We start from the raw sequence: 18,146 nt of genomic DNA, 5'->3' as shown, positions 1-18,146 counted from the left end.
TGTCAGGCGTGACCGTCTGCCGCAGCTGCCATGGACAACTGGGCTGCCTGCTCGGTGGTGTTCGGAGGGACGACCAGCAGATCCCAGCGTCCTCGGCCGGGCGCGAGCAGGACGACGGTGTCCGGGGCGGACGCCGTCACGGTTCTGCGCAGTCGTACGACCTGGTTGCAGACGAGTGTCCGGCCGGGCGTCGCGGACCAATTCGCCCCGCTGACAGTGACGCTGGTGATCTGACCCCACTCGGGCGGCAGTCCGCCCAGGAGGCGGGGGAGCTCGGCGAGCAGATCGTAGGAGCGGGGCCACCAGGCGCCGTCGATGGGCCGTGGCATGGTGCTGCGGGGCGCCAGGCTCAGGCGGAGAAGGGGATGGGAGGGAAGCGGGGGCTGAAGCGCGGTGGTCATATGTGCTCCTGTCTGCTGCCGTGCGGCGATCGGATCAATGGCCGGTGGCAGGTGGTTGGCGGTCGGCGGCCGGTGGCAGGTGGTCGGCGGCAGGTGGTCGGCGGCCGGTGGCAGGTGGTCGGTGGTCGGCGGCAGGTGGCCGGTGGTTTGCGGCCGGTGGTTTGCGGCCGGTGGCAGAAGGCCGGTGGTCGGCGGCCGGTGGTCGGTGGCAGGCGGCCGGTGGCAGAAGGCCGGTGGTCGGCGGCCGGTGGTCGGTGGCAGGCGGCCGGTGGCAGAAGGCCGGTGGTCGGTGGCAGGCGGCAGGCGGCAGGCGGCCGGTGGTCGGGCGGGTTCAGGCGGCGTCACCGTCGCGTAGCGCCGCCCGCCGCCGTTTCGCTCGGGGCCGCGCCGAGCCGGGCCGGGCCGTCCGGTGGGTAGGGGGAGGCTCCGTCGCGACCACGGGGCGGCACGACGGTGTTCGACGGCGGCTCCGCCGGGGTGATGGGAGAGGGGAGCGACATGCCGGGCTCCTCGCCTCGTCGGGATGAACCCGCCGGGCTCTTCGGCCTCGTCGGGGTGGAACCGCTCCGTCGAGGGCGCGGCCGGGGGCGCGTTGCCCTACGCGGGGACGGATGCCGCGGGGGGTCAGCTCCTTCTGCCGTACACGATCGGCTGCCCGCGCGAGTCGTCGTCCTCGCACCTCGCGGGAGAGCCGCCGGTTTCGTCGCAGGCGAAGAACCAGCGGAGCGCGTCGGAGACCTGCCGGGCGACCGCCGGATACGACGACATGCTCGGCGCGGCCGGGGCACGGTCGGACAGGTGAGCTGCTTCGGCGGCCATACGGCGGAACCTGCCTCGAGCGCGAAGCACCCGGTGTGGTCGAACCAGGAGGACGAGACCGGCCTGAACGCCGGTGTACGAAGGATCCTCGTTCCCCCAAGCTACTCCCTCGCGTCCCGGAACGACGCGGGAGGAAGGGGCCCGCTTCGAAGACGCGGATCGCGTTTCGCGGCTCGGGAGGCACGGGTACCCGGGGTTCGCACAGCACATCGGACAGGGCTGAGGCGATCGCTATGACGGACAACAACACCACCACCAGCGCGGGCCCGGCCGGTCGGCCCGATGCCGGCGTGAGCACGCTGAAGGGCCGTACCGGGGCCGGGGCTCCGGCGAAGACTCGGGGCAAAACCACCATGGCGGACGGTGTGGTGGCCAAGATCGCGGGCATGGCCGCCCGTGAGGTGCCGGGCATCCACCATCTCGGCGGCGGCATGGCCCGCGCTTTCGGCTCCATGCGGGAACGCGTCCCCGGCGGAGGCGGTGGCGGTGGCGTCACGCGAGGAGTGAAGGTCGAGGTCGGCGAGCGCCAGGCCGCCGTCGACCTGAACCTCGTCGTCGAGTACGGCGTCCCCATCGTCGACGTGACCGGTGACGTGCGCTCCAACGTCATCGGCGCCGTGGAGCGGATGACGGGCCTGGAGGTCGTCGAGGTCAACATCGCCGTCGACGACGTCCACCTTCCCGACGACGAGGAGGAGGGAGAGGAGTCCGAAGCCGGTGAGGGCCGCGTGAGGTGAACCGCGGACGTCGCCCGACAGCTGCTCGGGGCGGGCCTGCTCGACGAGGTGCGCGTCCGTCTCGTCCCCCTGCCGACGGGGCAGGGCACGCCGCCGTCCGCCGGGGAGCGGGCCGAGCCGGTCCCGCAGGGGCACCCCTCGTGGGGTCCTCGCACCTCCACCTGCGCTACCGGTCGGCGACGGCCCAGCGGTAGGTCCGCAGTAGCAGGGGGCGGGGCCCGGAGGCCGGAGTCGGCGGGACAGCCGTCCGGCGGTCCTCGGGCCGCGAAGCCGCGGTGCCCACCCCACCTCCGCAACCGCCACCGCCACCGCCACCGCCACCGGCTGCAGGGCGCCGCCGGCTGCATGCCGTCGTCACCGGCGGCTGACGCGCGTCACGCCGTCGGGAGCCTGACCGACTGGCTGTGGCGGAAGAAGTTGCGCGGGTCGTACGTCTTCTTGACCTGCTGGAGCTTGGCGTAGTTGTCCTTGTAGTACAGCTCGTACCAGGGGACGTCGGAGGTGTTGTACGTCGGGTCGCTCAGGTCGATGTCCGGGTAGTTGACGTAACAGCCGTCGGTCACGTCGTTGAGGACCGGGACGCCGCCCGTGCCTGCGTAGACGCCGTGGTAGAACTCGCGCATCCAGCGCAGCGAGTCGGCCTCGTCGGCCGGGTCGGTCCACCAGATCGACCAGGCCGCCTTGTACGCGGCCCCGCGGTGCGGGAAGGCGGTGGCGTCCGGGGCGACGGCGTTGATCCTGCCGCCGAAGGAGCTCAGCTGCACGTTGGCGGTGGTGTTGGCCAGGTCGTCCCGCGTCAGGTGCTCGTAGAACGCGTCGATCTGCGCCGCCGGCATGGCCGTGCGGTAGTACGCGGACTTGTTGTCGCTGTTGAGGCTGGGGTCGTTCAGCGTCGGGTTGGTGGTGCCGGCGTAGCGGGCGGCCTGGAGCCATGACATCCGGCGCGGCTCGGCGAACTCGGGCATGGCCGCCATCTCGCCCATGGGGGTGACCATCGGCTCGCTCGCCACGTCCAGGCCCTCGGTCATCGCGGCCAGGAAGTCGTCCAGTACCCGCCGCGCGTCCGGGACGGTCGCGTCGAGCTGGGTGACCAGGCCGATGTAGCCGCTCGACTTGTGGGTCAGCCACAGCGCGCTGAACAGGTGGTCGTGGACGGTGCCGGGCGCGAGGTGCTCGGCGTGCCAGTCGCCGTAGTTCGTGATCAGGCGCGCGAAGCGTTCCCTGGTCATCTCGGCCCATGGCCAGGACGCGGCGTGCAGCAGCACCTCGGCGGGCGGCTGCGGAAGCAGCTTCGCGGGGTCGGTGCCGACCGCCCCCGGGGAGCGGAACCAGAAGCGGGTGATGACACCGAAGTTGCCGCCCCCGCCGCCCGCGTGCGCCCACCACAGGTCGCGGTGCGGGTCGTTCGGCTCGCGGGTCGCCACCTGGACCTTGACCGAGCCGTTGGCGGCGACGGTCACCACCTCGACGCCGTACAGATGGTCGACCACCAGGCCCAGCTGGCGGCAGAGCAGGCCCCAGCCGCCGCCGCTGACGTGGCCGCCGGCGCCGACCTGGAAGCAGACGCCGGCGGGGATGGTGACTCCCCAGCCGCGGTACATGCGCTCGTACACGTTCAGCAGCTGCGCGCCGGCCTCGACGCAGACGGCGTTCTTCTCGGAGTCGAAATAGACCCTGTTCATCTTGGCCATGTCGAGGACGACCCGTACGTCGGAGTTGAAGACCCAGTCCTCGTGGCAGTGGCCGCCGCTGCGCACCGTCAGGCGCTTGCCCGCCTTCACGGCGCTCTGGACGACGGCCTGGACCTGCGCGGTCGTCTCGGCGAGGCATATCCTCTCGGGCGTGGCGGACCAGCGCTGGTTGTAGCCCCGCACCAGGTCCTGGTACCGCTTGTCGCCGGGGGTCACCGTGGTGATCGGCTCCGCCGCGGCCGCGGCTCCCTCGGCCGCCGCGGCCGGTGTGGAAAGGCCCGTCCCGGTCAGCAGCGCGGCACCGCCGGCGGCCGCGCCCCCTGCCAGGAAGTTCCGCCTCTGGATGCCTTGATCGTGGCGTGCCATCGTCCCATCCCCCTCGTCCCGACGCATCAACACGCCCACGCTATGGACCGGTTGGGGCCGCGGCACTCAGAAAGTTGCGCTTGTACTCGGCTCCCCGCTCAACCGGCGCGCAGCGCCCTCACCTCGCCGGGTCCGTACACCGGGTGCGGCTGGGCGCGGAGCGACCGGCGGATCCGTTCGTGCCGGCAGACCCTGCGGACCTCCGGCGGCAGCAGCAGCGCGCCGGGATGCGGGGCCGCGGGGCGAGCCAGTTCCCGGGCGACCCGTTCTGTCAGCCATCCGTCGTCGGCGCGGTGCCGCGCGTCCGGGAAGAGCTCCGCCAGCCGTGCCCGCGTCGCGTCCGCCGGGCCCTCGAGCACCGCGCACACGCCCTTCTCCGCCACGGCGACCAACACCGGCCCCTCATCGGTGACGCCCACGGCCGAGCGGATCTCGACGCCCGCCCCGCCCGCGCGGAACGCCTGCGGGGTCATGCCGAGGATCGCCGAGGAGACGGCGTAGAACTGGCCGTTGGTGCTGAAGCCCGCCTGGTAGATCGCGTCGGCGACGGTCCGCGCCCGGATCAGCATCTCCCGCACCCGCCGGGCCCGCACCGCCGTCCAGTAGGTGTGCGGCGTGAGGCCGGTCAGCGACCTGAACACGCGGTGGAAGTGGAAGCGGCTGTAGCCGGCGCTCTGCGCCAGGTCGTCCAGGTTCGGCGGCTCCACCGCCGCGTCCATCAGCAGACAGGTGCGGGCCACACTGTCGGCGTGCCGCCGGTTCTGCCGCTCGCCCGGCCGGCAGCGACGGCAGGGCCGGTAGCCCCGCGTGTGGAGTTCGTCCAGCGACGCGTGGAACTCCACGTTCTCGCGCCGGGCCAGCCGCGCCGCGCACGAGGGTCTGCTGTAGATGCCGGTCGTCTTCACCACGTAGTAGAAGCGTCCGTCGGCGGCCTCGTCGCGCTCCCGGACCGCACGCCAGCGCTGCTCATCGCTTTCGTACATGCGGGCCTCTGCCGTCCGTCACGCGCTCGTCCGGACAGCCGGTCCGAAGCCGGGCCTCGGTCTCTTCTGCCGTGCTCACCTCTGCCGTGTTCATGTCTGCCGTGTTCATGGTCCGGAGCGTGCCAAGCCCGGTTGGTGCCCTGGTGGGGCACCGCTGGAGGAGGGCCGCCGCAGACCCCCGTGCGGCGGCCCTCGGATGCCTTCAGACCGCTCGGGCGGGCAGCCGCCCCTCCTGGACGGCGGTGACGAGTGCCTCGTGATCGCGCTCGTTCTGGTCGGCGTACTGCTCGGCGAAGGTCACCAGCGCCCGGTCGAAGCTGTCGCCGCCGCCCAGGTAGGCGGCGATGGCGATCCGGTCGCCGGATCGGGCGTGGGCCCGGGCCAGCGTCGCGCCGCACAGCGCGCCGAAGGTGCGCATGCCGCGGGGCACCATGTCCTCGGACACGGCGACCCACTTCCAGTCCCGCAACTGCCGTACGTAGAAGTCCCGTCGCCGGCCGTCGATGCCCTCGACGCGCTCCCAGCCCAGGAAGATGTCGCTGGTGGCCTGCATCAGCCGCTGTCCGGCGACCACCCGCTCGCCCTGCGTCCGGTACGCGCTCACCCCGGCGAAGGGCGCCAGCACCGACTCGTCGGCCTCCTTGGCCTGGAGGAACAGCGGATCCTCGTCGTCCTTGCCGAGCAGCAGCACGATCCAGCAGCGGGTGCCGACGCTGCCGACGCCGACGACCTTGCGGGCCATGTCGGCCACCCGGTACTGCTCCAGCAGGTACCGCCGGTCCGACTGGACGGACTGGCCGTAGCGCTCGATCAGCCGGCGGATGCCCTTCTCCACATCGCCGCCGCGTCCTTCGCCGGGCAGCAGGTCGTCGAGGCGGGTGATGAGCGGTGGGTCGGGGGCGATGAGGCGCCTGCCGTCGACGACGTGGGTGAGCTTGTCGAAGACCTGAAGGGTGTCGTGCGAGAGCGCCTTGGTCACGGCCTGCGCCCACCGCTCGCGGCCCCGCGCGGACAGGTCCGCCCCGAAGCGGTCCCGTACCCAGTCGACGTCGAACTGGGCGTACCAGACGGCGAGGTTGCCGAGTCCGGCGAAGGACCGCATGTTCTCCCGGTACGACCGCACGGTGGTCCGTACGATCGCGGCCCGCTCCTTGGTGCTGAAGCCGTTCGCCCGGCCCGCGATGGCGAGGCTGGTGGCCAGGCGCTTGACGTCCCACTCCCAGGGGCCCGGCAGCGTCTCGTCGAAGTCGTTGATGTCGAACATGAGGCGCCGCTCGGGTGAGGCCAGCAGCCGGAAGTTCAACATGTGGGCGTCACCGCACAGTTGGGTGCGCAGTCCCGTCGTCGGGGTGTTCGCGAGATCGGACGCCATGATGGCGGCGGCCCCCCGGTAGAACCGGAACGGCGACTCGGACATCCTGGCGTAGCGGATCGGTACGAGGTCGGGCAGCCGTGTCGCCGACTGCTTCTCGATGATCTTCAACGGGTCCGGCCGCTTCGGTCCGGGGGCGAACTCGGCGTGGCTGGAGCGGGGCGCGTCGGCCCGTGCGGCCTTGCCGAGCGCGGCCCGTTCCTGCGGGGGGCGGTGCCGCACGTCGTGTCCGTCCAGGTGGTTGTCGGTCATGGCTGCGGCTCCGTGGGGTTATCTCGCCGAACGCCCGGGGCGGTGGCGATGGTCATGGCCATGGCGAGGTTTCGGCTCCCTTCGGCCGATCCTGAACGGTCCGTGCGCCCGCGCCTCGGCGGGAGTGCGGTCGGCGCCGGCCGGTGCGAGGTCCCGGGCGCCCGCCGCGTCGCCGGTGTGTCCGCTTCCAGGTCACCAGAGATCCGCGCCGCGAACTTCACCCGCCTCGGGTGATCTCCCATCCCCGGCCACGGCACAGGCTCGAAGACGCAGTACCGCACGTCGCACATCCCCGACGAAGTGAGGAATCCGCCATGACCACGAGCACGGTGCACCGCAGGTCGTCCACGTCCGAGGCGGCCGCCGGCGGCCTGGTGACATTCGCCGGCGTCATGCTGTTCATCGCCGGTGTCCTCGATCTGTTCCGGGGCATCATGGCCATCGCCGACGACGACATCTACGTCTCCACCCCCAACTACGTCTTCAAGTTCGACCTGACGAGCTGGGGCTGGATCCAGCTCGTCCTCGGGGTGATCGCCATCGGCGTGAGCGTCGGCCTCTTCTCGCGTGCCACCTGGGCGCGGGTCGTCGCGGTCGGCATCGCGGGGCTGCTGATCATCGCGAACTTCCTGTCGATCCCGTACTACCCCGTCTGGTCGCTCACCCTGATCGCGCTGTACGCCTTCGTGATCTGGGCCCTGTGCACGGCCCCACGGGAACGCTGACGCGCGAGCGCACGCGTCACGGCGGGGCCACGGCCCGGCGAGCCACGGCCCCGCCGATCCCGCCGATCCCGCCGATCCCGCTGGCGGGTCGCGGGCGCGTTCCGCGTGATCGTGGCGAGAATGCGACCATGGCCCGCACAGCGAATACGCACGGGAGTTCGAAAACAGCGCGGATCGTCCTGCTCACACTCGCGGCGGGCCAGTTCCTGATGGCGCTCGACAGCTCCGTCATGAACGTGTCGATCGCCACCGTGGCCGAGGACGTGGACTCGACCGTGACCGGGATCCAGGGCGCGATCACGGCCTACACCCTCGTGATGGCGATGCTCATGATCCCCGGCGGCAAGGTCGGCGCGCTGATCGGCCGCAGGCGGGCCTTCATGATCGGCTGCTGCATCTACGGATGCGGGTCGCTGACCACGGCGTTCGCGCCGAACCTGACGGTCCTGCTGGTCGGCTGGGCGCTCCTGGAGGGGATCGGGGCGGCGCTGATCCTGCCCGCGATCGTGGCACTCGTCGCCGGCAACTTCGCCGTGGAACGCCGCCCCGCCGCCTACGGCCTCGTCGCCGCCGCCGGGGCCGTGGCCATCGCGCTGGGTCCCCTCATCGGGGGCGTGGCCACCACGTACTTCTCCTGGCGCTGGGTGTTCGCCGGGGAGGTGATCCTCGTGCTCGGCATCCTGGTGCTCGCCCGGCGGGTCGTCGACGCGGTACCCGACAGACGTCCGCGCATCGACCTCGTCGGGGCCGGGCTCTCCGCCCTGGGGCTCGGGATCTTCGTGTTCGGCGTTCTGCGCTCGTCCCAGTGGGGCTGGTTCCGGCCGAAACCCGACGCGCCTTCCTGGCTGGGAGTCTCGCCCGTCGTCTGGCTGATGCTCGCGGGCCTGTTCCTGATCTGGGTCTTCCTCCGCTGGGAGACCCGGCTCGTCGGCCGGGGCGGGGAGCCGCTCGTGGAACCGGCCCTGCTGGGGAACAAGCAGCTCACCGGCGGCCTGACGATGTTCTTCTTCCAGTACCTCGTGCAGATGGGCGTGTTCTTCGTCGTACCGCTCTATCTGTCGGTCGCGCTCGGCCTGTCGGCGCTCAAGACCGGCGCGCGCATCCTGCCGCTCTCGCTGACCCTGCTGGCCGCCGCCATCCTGATCCCGCGGCTCCTCCCGGACGTCTCACCGCGCCGGGTCGTGCGGCTCGGGATCCTCGCGATGTTCGCGGGGGCGGTGGTCCTGATGGCCGCGCTCGACGCGGACGCGGGCGCGGAGATCGTCACGATCCCGCTGCTGCTGATCGGTCTCGGCATGGGCGCGCTGGCCTCCCAGCTCGGCTCGGTCACCGTCTCCGCGGTGCCGGACGAGCAGAGCGCGGAGGTCGGCGGCGTCCAGAACTCCGTCACCAACCTCGGCGCCTCGATCGGTACGGCACTCGCCGGGTCGATCCTGATCGCCACGCTGACCACCTCGTTCCTGACCAGCGTCGAACAGAACCCGGCGGTCCCGGACCGGGTCAAGAGCCAGGCGGACGTTCAGCTCCGCAGCGGGGCGCCCTTCCTGTCGGACGCCCAGCTCAAGACCGTCCTCGAGGACGCCGACGCGACCGCGGCCGTGACCGACGCCGCACTCGACGCGAACGCCGAGGCACGACTCGACGGACTGCGCGCCGCCCTCGCCATCCTCGCGCTCACCGCCCTGATCGCGCTGTTCTTCACCCACCGGATCCCGACGACCCAGCCGGGCTCGGCCGAGCGGTAGCGGGGGCAGGCGCGGGGGCGGGGGCGGGGGCTTTCGTCGTCCACCGTGGCGGCGCTCTCCACGTCCGGCCGGGTCCTCCACTTCCGGCGGGGTCCTCCGCTTCCGGCGGGTCGGTCGGCGTTCGGAGCGAGCCCGTCATCGGCGTCAGTACCCGAGGTTCGTCACCCGAGACTCGGCACCCGAGGTTCGTCACACGCCGCACCGTTCGGCACCGGTCCCTCCCCTCGTGCGGACCGGTGACGAACGGTGCGGGCGGAGTCGACCACGCCATGACGGCGCGGTTCGCGCGCCGGGCGCGCGGTCGCCCGCGATACGCCCGGTTGATGCGCTTCTGCCTCCGGATCCTGCCAGCTGCGGCCCGAACCGAGGAGGATCCGATGTCCAGTCAGCCACTTAACCGCAGGTCAGCCATATAAAGTGGTTTTTCCGGTCCGGATTGCAGGCGCGGGGGAAGTTAGGGGTGGAGGCCTTGAGTTCCGACTCGGGCGCACGCACAGTCTTCGCGGAACGACTCGCGCTGCTGTACAAGGAAGCCGGCAACCCTCCCCTCAAGCGCGTGTCCGAGACGGTCGGCCGACTTCACCGGGTCGACGAGCGGGGACGACCCGTAAGGGTGTCCACCCAGCGGATCAGCGACTGGCGACGGGCCAAGAACGTGCCCGCCCAGTTCGCGGCCCTGGCCGCGGTGCTGCACGTCCTGATACCCGAGGCGCGGCGCGCCCGGCCCGCACCGGTGTCCAGCGGGCTGTACGACCTCGTCCAGTGGCAGCGGCTGTGGGAGCGGGCGGTGGCCGATCCGGTCGCCGGCGATGTCCCCGTCGCCCCGGTGACCGAGGAGGAGGGCGAGCGGTCGGCGGCCGAGGCTCAGGGTGTCCCCGGAGGGGTGTGCCCCTACCGCGGGCTCGCCTCGTACCGTGAGCAGGACGCCCGGTGGTTCTTCGGCCGGGAGCGGAGCACGGACGCCCTCGTCGCCCAGCTCCGCGCGGCGGAACGGACGGGCGGCCTGGTCATGCTGGTCGGCGCCTCCGGAGCGGGCAAGTCCTCCCTGCTCAGCGCCGGTCTCGTGCCCGCCCTCCAGAACGGTGCGGCGGCCGACCGGAACAGCGGCGGCCGGGCGACGAAGGCCACCAACTCCGCGCACTCCTCGAACGCGACGCACTCCTCGAAGGCGACGCAGGCCTCGAAGGCGACGGAGGCCGTGAGCGCCGCGAAGGTCCTTCAGCTGGTGCCGGGCGCCGATCCGCTCGCCGAGCTGACCAGCCGTATCCCCGAGCTCGCCCCTTTCACCGCCTCGGCCTCGGCCTCGGAGACGGCTACGGCCACGACTACGGCCGCTGACAAGAAGCCCGGCACCCCCGGCTTCACGAGGGCCGTACGGGAGGCCGTCACCGCCTGGGCGCAGCGAGACGCGGCACCCGCCTCCGAACCGTCCGGCCTCTTGGGCGTCTCCGGCCCCGCCGACCCGCACGCCCGCCCTGCCCGCCCTGCCCGTCCCGCCCGTCCCGTCATCATCGTCGACCAGTTCGAGGAGGCCTTCACCCTCTGCCCCGACGAGGCGGACCGGCGCCTCTTCATCCAGCTCCTGCACGCCGCCTGCACCCCCGCCGGCAGCGGCACGGCCGTCTCCTCCTTACCGCCCCCCGTCCTCGTCGTCCTCGGTGTCCGTGCCGACTTCTACGAGGAGTGCCTCAGCCACCCCGAGCTCTCCGACGCGCTCCAGCACCGGCACATGGTGCTGGGGCCGTTGTCCACTCCGGAGCTGCGCGAGGCGGTGACCGGGCCGGCCAGGGCCGTAGGGCTGGAGCTCGAGCCGGGGCTGGCGGAGCTGATCATCCGCGAGGTGACCGTCGACGGTCAGCGCGGAGCGCACGCGGGCGCGCTTCCCCTGCTCTCGCACGCCCTGCTCGCCACCTGGCAGCGCCGGAAGGCGGGACGGCTGACGCTGGCCGGCTACCGCGCGGCGGGCGGTATCCAGGGTGCGGTGGCGGCGACCGCCGAGCGGGCCTGGTCCGGGCTCGACCCGGCGGCGCGTACGGCGGCCCGGCTGCTCCTGATGCGGCTGGTCCGGCTCGGCGAGGACACCCAGGCCACCCGGCGCCGGGGCACGCGCCGGCAGCTGGCGGAGGAGTCGGCCGACCCCGGCAAGACGGAGGAGTCGCTCGAGGCCCTGGTGCGCGCCCGGCTCGTGACCCTCGACGCGGAGACCGTCGAGATCACCCACGAGGCGCTGCTGCACGCCTGGCCCCGGCTGCGCGACTGGATCGACGAGGACCGCAGCGACCATCTGCTGCGTCAGCGGCTGGAGGAGGACGGCCGGGCCTGGGACAGCTCGAGCCGCGACGCGGCGCTGCTCTACCGGGGTTCCCGGCTGGAACAGGCCCACAGCTGGGCGAAGTCCGCCGGCGACACCTTCCTGACCCGCAGCGCGGTGGAGTTCCTGGCCGCGTCGGTCAGGCTGCGCAGGCGCATCGTGTGGATCAGCCGGGGCGCGGTGTCGGCGCTGGTGGTGCTGGCGATCCTCGCCGTCGGCGCGGCCGTGGTCGCCTGGCAGCAACGCAACGACGCCGTGTTCGAGCAGGTCGTCGCGGAGGCCGACCGCGTCCAGTACACGGATCCGTCGCTGTCCGCGCAGCTCGACCTGGTGGCCCACGACCTGCGGCCGGGCGACGCGGGCACCAACAACCGCCTGATCTCGATCGTGAACGCGCCACTGGCCACGCCGCTCCTCGGCCACACCGGTGCCGTCTACCTCACCTCGTTCAGTCCGGACGGCAAGGTCCTGGCCACCGCCAGCTACGACCGGACCGTCCGGCTCTGGGACGTCGGCGACCGGTCCCGTCCCAAGCCTCTGGGCAAGCCCCTCACCGGCCACAAGAGCTGGGTGAGCAGCGCGGTGTTCAGTCCGGACGGCCACACCCTCGCCAGCGCGGGCGACGACGGCACCGTCCGGCTGTGGGACGTCCGGGATCCCGCCCACCCGCGCCCGCTCGGGAAGCCCCTGGCGGGCCACACCGGCACGATCTACCTGCTCGCCTTCAGCCCGGACGGGCGGACCCTGGCCTCCGCGGGCGAGGACCACACCGTACGGCTGTGGAATGTGACAGAACCGGGCCGGCCGACGGCGCTCGGCACCCTGACCGGCCACACCGCCGCCGTGCGTTCCGTGGCGTTCAGCCCCGACGGCCGGACCCTCGCGGCCGGCGGCGACGACGACACGATCCGCCTGTGGGACACGGCCGACCCGCGCCGGCCGCAGCGGATCGACCGGGTTCTGACGGGACACACCGACACCGTGCACTCCCTGGACTTCAGCCCCGACGGCGACACCCTCGCCAGCGGCAGCACGGACGACACGATCCGGCTGTGGAACGTGACCGACCCCGAGCGGGCGAGCCAGCTCGGCCCACCGCTCACCGGGCACACCGGCCCCGTGTGGTCGGTGGCGTTCAACCCCGCCGGGACCATGCTGGCCGCCGGCAGCGCGGACAGCACGGCCAGTCTGTGGAACGTCAGCGACCCGGCGTACCCCTCGCAGGTCGGCGAGCCGCTCGCGGGGGGCAGCGGGGAGATGTACGCCGTCGGCTTCAGCCCCGACGGCCGGACCCTCGCCACCGGCAACGGCGACAGCAAGGTCCGGCTGTGGTCGATCCCGACGTCGGACATGATCGGCCGCAGCGGCTCCTTCCGGCCGGACGGGCGGGTGCTGGCCACGGCCGCCCGCGACGGCAAGGTCCGGCTGTGGAACGTGGCGGACCCCGACCGGCCCGTGACACTGGGCGCGCCCTTCATGTCCGACGACGGCAGCGAGCGCACGCTCGCGTTCTCCCCCGACGGCCGTACGCTCGCGGTGCTGACGGCCAACCGCGCGGTGTACCTGTGGGACGTGACCGACCCGGCCCGGCCGGTCTCCGCAGGGCCGCCCGTCGAGCTGCGCACCCGGTTCCTGGGCCCCGACGCCCTGGCCTTCGCCCCGGACGGACGCACACTGGCGACCGCCTACGACGACCGGACCATCCAGCTGTGGGACGTCGGCGACCCCGCCCACGCCCGCGCGCTCGGCTCCCCGCTCACCGGGCACAAGGGGTTCGTCAACTCCCTCGTCTTCAGCCCGGACGGCCGCACCCTCGCCAGCGGCAGCGCGGACCACACCGTACGGCTGTGGAACGTGACCGACCCCCGGCGCACCACGGCCATCGGCAAGCCGCTCACCGGGCACGTCGGCCCCGTCAACGCGCTCGTCTACAGTCCGGACGGTCACACGCTGGCCAGCGGCAGCGACGACGACACGGTACGGCTGTGGGACGTGACCGACCCGGCGCAGGCGTCCCGGCGGGGCTCGCCCCTCACCGGCCACACCGAGGCGGTGGTGTCGCTGACCTTCAGCGAGGACGGCGACACCCTCGCCAGCGGCGGCAACGACAACACGATCCGGCTGTGGAACGTGACCGACCCGGCCGGGGCCTCCCCCATCGGGCAGTCGATGAGCCCCAACGCCAAGACCGGCAACTTCCTGTCCTTCAGCCCCAGCAGCCACATGCTCGGCGTCTCCAGCGGCGCCGACACCGTACGGCTGTGGAACCTGGACGTCGACGCGGCGATCACCCGGATCTGCGCGACCACGCGAGGCGTGCTGACGGCCGGCAAGTGGCACGAGTACCTCCCCCGGCTCTCCTACGAGCCCCCGTGCGAGGACTGACCGGGAGAGTGATCCCGATCACAACGACAGGCCAGCTGAGAAGTCGGCTCCCGTCGACCCGGCAGCCTTGTTAGCCTTGGCCATAGCCCGGTCGCTGGTGCATCCCCCGTCGCCAGCGACCGGGCCTTTTCCTGCCCGGCCCTTCTCCGGCCCTCCGGCCGCTTTCCCGCCCGGCCCCTCCCCGCGAGTCCTCGGTGAACCCTCGGCGGGTTCCGGTGACCGGGAGTCGTAGGCTGGCGACGTGCCGATACCCAGCAAAGTGAGCGCGGTCCGCGACGGCGGGGGGCGCGAGCGCCCACAGCGCCCGGAACTCCCGGCACTTTGCCTGGAAGTGCCCTCATGAGCCGGCGCATCGTCATAGTCACCGCCGTGCACGCCCCTTCGGCCCGGTATCTGCCCGAGGCCTACGAGTCGCTGTGCGCACAGGAGTTGCCCGCCGGCTGGGACTGGCACTGGGTGATCCAGGAGGACGGCGCGACGGACGAGGTCGCGCACCGCGTGCCCGCCGACGCCCGGGTGACCTTCCGTCAGGGGCGGCCGGGCGGACCCGGAGTCGCCCGCACGATCGCGCTCGCGCATGCCGAGGGCGAGTACGTGAAGGTCCTGGACGCCGACGACCGGCTCGCGCCCGGCACCCTCGCCCGCGATCTGGCCGCCCTCGAACGCGATCCGGGCCTCGGCTGGGCGACCTCCAGCGCCCTCGACCTCCTGCCGGACGGCTCCACGGTCGGCTTCCCCGGCGATCCCGCCGAGGGGCCGATCGAGCGGGGGGCCGTACTCGACCACTGGAAGGCGAACGGCTTCCGCGCGCCCGTGCATCCCGCGAGTCTCTTCGTACGGCGGGACCTGCTGACCGCGCTCGGCGGCTGGATGGCCCTGCCGGCGTCCGAGGACACCGGCGTCCTGCTGGCGCTCAACTCGGTGAGCCGCGGCTGGTTCTCGGCGCGGACCGGGCTGCTCTACCGGAAGTGGGACGGCCAGGTGACGGGCCAGTCCGCGCACGTCGACCCCGCCGAACGGGAGGCGCGCATGGCGGTGGTGGAGGCGCGGACCCGGGCGCTGGAGTCCTTCCGCTGGAGCTACCCGCCCCGGGGAACCCCTGGAGACTGACGGCCCGTCGCCGGCAGCGCTCGGCCGTCATGCGACGCGTCCGCCCTCCGGCCGGATCACTCGACCGGCCCGCCGGCCAGGGCCACCCAGTGGGCGACCCTGCGCAACGTGGCCTCGTCCACCTGGTCGACCAGGGTCCGGACGGCCGTCACGTCGTCCGGCGCGAGATCGTAGAGGCCGGCCTTGCTCAGGCCCGCCATGAGGACCTGGTGCCGACGGTCCTCCATGCGTTCCGCGAGCTTGGCATGACCGGGCCGCGCGGCGCCGTCGCCCGACGACGGGGGCACGGCCTCCGGCGCGGACGCGGCCCGGGACGGGTCGAAGCGCTGCCACTCACCGTCCTTCGGCCCCCACAGGGCGACGGCGAAGTCATCGCCCCGGGCACGTTTGACCTGCGTCATCTCGCCGATCGCGTACAGCACGGGCGTGCGGTCGGGGGATTCGGCGCCCGGTCGCCAGGACACCGACGCCGGGTCGTAGAACATCGCCACCCAGCGGGGTGCGCCCGGCGGCTGCGGGCTCCGGGGAGCACGGGTCGGACGGTCCGGTTCGGTCTCCATGGCGCTCGCCCCTTCCGTATCGGCATCGGTATCGGCATCGGCCCGGGTTCGGCTCGCCAGGGCGACCATAACTGACGGACCGTCAGCTAACCAGACGGCCGAGGGTGGATTGCCCGGCGGCCCGGGGTGGATTGCCGGGCGGCCCGGGGTGAGTTGCCCGGCGGCCGGGGGTGGATTGCCCGGCGGCCCGAGACGGGTTGCCGGGCGGCCCGGGGTGGGTTGCCCGGCGGCCCGGGACGGGTTGCCCGGCGATTGCACGAGCCCGCTCCCGGAAGGGCCCGGAGGTCTAGATGCCGCCGGCGCTCTCGCGGGTGAGCGCCACTTCCCGGTCCTCGTTGCAGCGCGGGAGGACGGCGAGGTCCGCGGCCGGGTGCCTCTGGTGGGCCTGGAGAGCGGCGCTGACCAGCGTCATGAGCAGGTCGATGTCCGTCTCGCACTCCAGATGGACGGTGACCCAGGGCGAGCCGGGCAGCAGCCGGATCGCGGTGGAGTGCCTCAGGTCCCTCTCGAACCGGCGGATCGCCTTGCCGGTGAGATGCAGGTCGACACTCCGGTCGGAGTGGAAGTGCGCGATCTCGACACCGCCCGAGCGCAACGCCCGACCGGTGCCGCAGCTGGGCCTGACCTCCGCGAGGTCGGGCCAGGTCGCCAGTCGTGTCAAGGCACGCGAGGCCGCCGTCATGGCCCCCATCATGAAGCGCTCACCGCCCGGCCACCAGAGGTTGAGGGAGCCTTAACCGGGCTGTATCGCGGAGAGATCCACTCCCTCAGTTGTTCCACGACTCGTCGTAGGGGTCCCGGGGGGTCGGGGTCGGTCGGGCGGTGGTGACGCTGATGAAGGGGATCGGGCCGTTGTTGACCGGGTCGTGGGTGGTGCGGGGGGTGTAGGTGCCGGTGACGGTCAGCCAGGTGTCGGGCTGGAGGACCGGGGGGATGTCGCCCGTCAGACCGACCTTGACCGGCTGGGCGTCGGCGGCGCAGCAGTTGAGGGCCATGCGGACCAGGTAGGGCGTGCCGTCGTGGTCCAGGGCGACGAAGCCGGTCAGGCGGACCTCGCGGCCGGTGAGGGTGTGGCCGTGGTCGTATACGGCTCGGCCCGCGTAGTCCACGACGCTCAGGGGCAGCGGGTCCGTGGCGGAGAGGGACGGGTAGGCGAGGGGCTCCTGGAGGGCCGTACCCGTGCGGGTCGCGCTGTACGAGCCCAGGGCCGGCGGGGCGACCAGGATCAGTGCCAGGAGGGGGAGGATCAGGAGCCAGGAGACCCGGGGTTCGGGGTGGGCGTGTTCGGGGTGGGCGTCGGCGTGAGTGTCCGCGTGGGTGTCCGCGGCTGCTCGGTGCTGCTCCTGCCGGCGTTTCGCCTTCGTCCTGCGGTGCTCGTACCACGCCGTCGCCAGCGCCGTGACGATCAGGATCGCGCCGGACGCCAGCAGCAGCGGGCGCAGGCCCGCCTTGACGTAACGGAGGTAGAGGTCGGTGGTGCCGGCGTGCAGCAGGGCCGCGCCGAGGAGGAAGAGGACGGCCGCCTGGGACTGTCGGTTCACAGCAGCACCCATCCCGTCAGGACCGCCGACGCGATGGCCAGCACGAAGGTCGCCGGGGCGAAACGCAGCGCGAAGCCCCGGCCGAAGGTGCCCGCCTGCATCGCGAACAGCTTGAGGTCGATCATCGGGCCGACCACCAGGAAGGCGAGCCGGGCCGTGAGGGAGAACTGGGTCAGCGACGCGGCGACGAACGCGTCCGCCTCCGAGCAGATGGAGAGGACCACCGCGAGGACGGCCAGCGTCAGGACGGCGACCGCCGGGTTCTCCGCGGCCGTGCGCAGCCAGCTCTCCGGGGCGACGGCCTTCAGGGTCGCCGCCGCCATCGCGCCCAGGACCAGGAAGCCGCCCGCGTGCATCACGTCGTGCCGGACCGAGTCCCAGAACGCGGCCCCCTTCGTCTCCCCCTCGTGCGGCGCGTGGGCCGGCAGGCGCAGCCAGTCCGTGCGGCCCAGCCGTTGCCACAGCCAGCCCATCACGCACGCCACGAGCAGACTGGCGACGAAACGGGCCAGCACCATCTCGGGGTTGCGGGGGAAGGCCACGGCCGTCGCCGTCAGCACGATCGGGTTGATCGCCGGGGCGGAGAGCAGGAAGGCGAGGGCCGCGGCCGGGGTCACACCCCGGCGGACCAGGGCGCCGGCCACCGGGACCGACGCGCACTCGCAGCCCGGCAGCAGCGCGCCCGCGACCCCGGCGACCGGGACGGCGAGTCCGGGGCGGGACGGCAGGGCGCGGGCGAAGAAGGAGGGCGGCACGTAGACCGCGATCGCCGCGGACAGCAGCACCCCCAGCACCAGGAAGGGCAGGGCCTGCACCACCACCGCCACGAACACCGTCGTCCAGCTCTGCATCACCGGGGCGGACAGCGCACGGCGGATGGGGCTCTGGAGCAGCACCATCAGGAGCAGCACCATGGTCAGGACCAGGGGCGAGGTGAGACGCCCGGGTTCGTCGGGCCTCTCGGGCGCTGCCTGCGGTCGGTCCCGGCGGGCGCCCTCCTCGGGCGGCGCCGCTCTGGTGATGGCCACGGGTCGCGCACCTCCGGCTTCCGTGTTCTGCCTGATGCCTGTTTCTCGCATTCCCTCCCCTTTCATACGGGAGTTCCGTACGGGGTGTTCACCCGTGTTCACCTCATCCGTGGAACCTCC

Annotated in this window: 14 protein-coding genes; 5 read left to right on the top strand and 9 right to left on the bottom strand. The window is 72.6% G+C overall.

Translation table 11 applies throughout. From position 1 onward, the window contains the following. Positions 1-2: 2 nt before the first annotated feature. Together ACFWBD_RS17530 and ACFWBD_RS17525 are read right to left on the bottom strand one after the other, a co-directional pair. Positions 3-401, bottom strand: coding sequence for a DUF5994 family protein (locus ACFWBD_RS17530; protein WP_385667467.1), 399 nt, complete (start codon positions 399-401; stop codon positions 3-5). Between the two features lie 624 nt (positions 402-1,025). Next, positions 1,026-1,220: a hypothetical protein gene (locus tag ACFWBD_RS17525; RefSeq protein ID WP_385667466.1), complete on the bottom strand. Its 195-nt coding sequence runs from the start codon at positions 1,218-1,220 to the stop codon at positions 1,026-1,028. Between the two features lie 233 nt (positions 1,221-1,453). Here ACFWBD_RS17525 and ACFWBD_RS17520 point away from each other — a divergent pair, with 233 nt between their 5' ends. Next, entirely contained in the window at positions 1,454-1,957 is a 504-nt protein-coding gene (locus tag ACFWBD_RS17520; RefSeq protein WP_385667465.1) for an Asp23/Gls24 family envelope stress response protein, read from the top strand. Between the two features lie 374 nt (positions 1,958-2,331). On the opposite strand, the gene ACFWBD_RS17515 is transcribed toward ACFWBD_RS17520, so the two are convergent. The 3 genes from ACFWBD_RS17515 to ACFWBD_RS17505 form a co-directional block, all read right to left on the bottom strand. Next, entirely contained in the window at positions 2,332-4,014 is a 1,683-nt protein-coding gene (locus ACFWBD_RS17515) for an FAD-binding oxidoreductase (RefSeq protein WP_385667464.1), read from the bottom strand. 98 nt (positions 4,015-4,112) lie between these two features. Then, on the bottom strand, positions 4,113-4,997 hold the full coding sequence (locus ACFWBD_RS17510) for a bifunctional transcriptional activator/DNA repair enzyme AdaA (protein WP_385667463.1): 885 nt from the start codon (positions 4,995-4,997) through the stop codon (positions 4,113-4,115). 202 nt (positions 4,998-5,199) lie between these two features. Continuing rightward, positions 5,200-6,621 carry a DUF2252 domain-containing protein gene (locus ACFWBD_RS17505; protein ID WP_385667462.1) on the bottom strand — a complete coding sequence of 474 codons (1,422 nt, stop codon included), beginning with the start codon at positions 6,619-6,621 and terminating at the stop codon, positions 5,200-5,202. Between the two features lie 314 nt (positions 6,622-6,935). Here ACFWBD_RS17505 and ACFWBD_RS17500 point away from each other — a divergent pair, with 314 nt between their 5' ends. From ACFWBD_RS17500 to ACFWBD_RS17485, 4 genes are all read left to right on the top strand, one after another. Continuing rightward, complete coding sequence (locus tag ACFWBD_RS17500; RefSeq protein WP_385667461.1) at positions 6,936-7,346, top strand: hypothetical protein; 411 nt, start codon at positions 6,936-6,938, stop codon at positions 7,344-7,346. A 128-nt stretch (positions 7,347-7,474) separates the two neighbouring features. Further along, positions 7,475-9,091, top strand: coding sequence for an MFS transporter (locus tag ACFWBD_RS17495; RefSeq protein ID WP_385667460.1), 1,617 nt, complete (start codon positions 7,475-7,477; stop codon positions 9,089-9,091). Between the two features lie 460 nt (positions 9,092-9,551). Next, entirely contained in the window at positions 9,552-13,787 is a 4,236-nt protein-coding gene (locus tag ACFWBD_RS17490; protein ID WP_385667459.1) for a hypothetical protein, read from the top strand. A gap of 339 nt (positions 13,788-14,126) precedes the next feature. After that, entirely contained in the window at positions 14,127-14,897 is a 771-nt protein-coding gene (locus ACFWBD_RS17485; RefSeq protein WP_385667458.1) for a glycosyltransferase family 2 protein, read from the top strand. A gap of 56 nt (positions 14,898-14,953) precedes the next feature. Here ACFWBD_RS17485 and ACFWBD_RS17480 read toward each other — a convergent pair whose 3' ends face one another. The 4 genes from ACFWBD_RS17480 to ACFWBD_RS17465 form a co-directional block, all read right to left on the bottom strand. After that, positions 14,954-15,457 carry a hypothetical protein gene (locus ACFWBD_RS17480; RefSeq protein ID WP_385667457.1) on the bottom strand — a complete coding sequence of 168 codons (504 nt, stop codon included), beginning with the start codon at positions 15,455-15,457 and terminating at the stop codon, positions 14,954-14,956. 286 nt (positions 15,458-15,743) lie between these two features. Beyond that, positions 15,744-16,139, bottom strand: a complete 396-nt coding sequence (locus tag ACFWBD_RS17475; protein ID WP_385667456.1) for a luciferase family protein — start codon at positions 16,137-16,139, stop codon at positions 15,744-15,746. Positions 16,140-16,224: 85 nt separating this feature from the next. Then, on the bottom strand, positions 16,225-16,998 hold the full coding sequence (locus ACFWBD_RS17470) for a TIGR03943 family putative permease subunit (protein WP_385667455.1): 774 nt from the start codon (positions 16,996-16,998) through the stop codon (positions 16,225-16,227). Beyond that, the gene (locus tag ACFWBD_RS17465) at positions 16,995-18,026 is read right to left on the bottom strand and encodes a permease (RefSeq protein WP_385667454.1); all 1,032 of its coding nucleotides are present in this window, start codon (positions 18,024-18,026) and stop codon (positions 16,995-16,997) included. Before ACFWBD_RS17465 ends, ACFWBD_RS17470 begins: the two co-directional genes overlap by 4 nt. Positions 18,027-18,146: the final 120 nt, after the last annotated feature.

It is taken from the genome of Streptomyces sp. NPDC060002 (genome assembly GCF_042737245.1).
Classification (GTDB): Bacteria; Actinomycetota; Actinomycetes; order Streptomycetales; family Streptomycetaceae; genus Streptomyces.
This window is presented reverse-complemented; position numbering and strand designations above follow the sequence as displayed.

What these genes read in the sequence shown, in the direction of transcription:
- ACFWBD_RS17530 (WP_385667467.1), bottom strand. Translation starts at nt 401, where the DNA reads ATGACCACCGCGCTTCAGCCCCCGCTTCCCTCCCATCCCCTTCTCCGC.
- ACFWBD_RS17525 (WP_385667466.1), bottom strand. Translation starts at nt 1,220, where the DNA reads ATGGCCGCCGAAGCAGCTCACCTGTCCGACCGTGCCCCGGCCGCGCCG.
- ACFWBD_RS17520 (WP_385667465.1), top strand. Translation starts at nt 1,454, where the DNA reads ATGACGGACAACAACACCACCACCAGCGCGGGCCCGGCCGGTCGGCCC.
- ACFWBD_RS17515 (WP_385667464.1), bottom strand. Translation starts at nt 4,014, where the DNA reads ATGGCACGCCACGATCAAGGCATCCAGAGGCGGAACTTCCTGGCAGGG.
- ACFWBD_RS17510 (WP_385667463.1), bottom strand. Translation starts at nt 4,997, where the DNA reads ATGTACGAAAGCGATGAGCAGCGCTGGCGTGCGGTCCGGGAGCGCGAC.
- ACFWBD_RS17505 (WP_385667462.1), bottom strand. Translation starts at nt 6,621, where the DNA reads ATGACCGACAACCACCTGGACGGACACGACGTGCGGCACCGCCCCCCG.
- ACFWBD_RS17500 (WP_385667461.1), top strand. Translation starts at nt 6,936, where the DNA reads ATGACCACGAGCACGGTGCACCGCAGGTCGTCCACGTCCGAGGCGGCC.
- ACFWBD_RS17495 (WP_385667460.1), top strand. Translation starts at nt 7,475, where the DNA reads ATGGCCCGCACAGCGAATACGCACGGGAGTTCGAAAACAGCGCGGATC.
- ACFWBD_RS17485 (WP_385667458.1), top strand. Translation starts at nt 14,127, where the DNA reads ATGAGCCGGCGCATCGTCATAGTCACCGCCGTGCACGCCCCTTCGGCC.
- ACFWBD_RS17480 (WP_385667457.1), bottom strand. Translation starts at nt 15,457, where the DNA reads ATGGAGACCGAACCGGACCGTCCGACCCGTGCTCCCCGGAGCCCGCAG.
- ACFWBD_RS17475 (WP_385667456.1), bottom strand. Translation starts at nt 16,139, where the DNA reads ATGACGGCGGCCTCGCGTGCCTTGACACGACTGGCGACCTGGCCCGAC.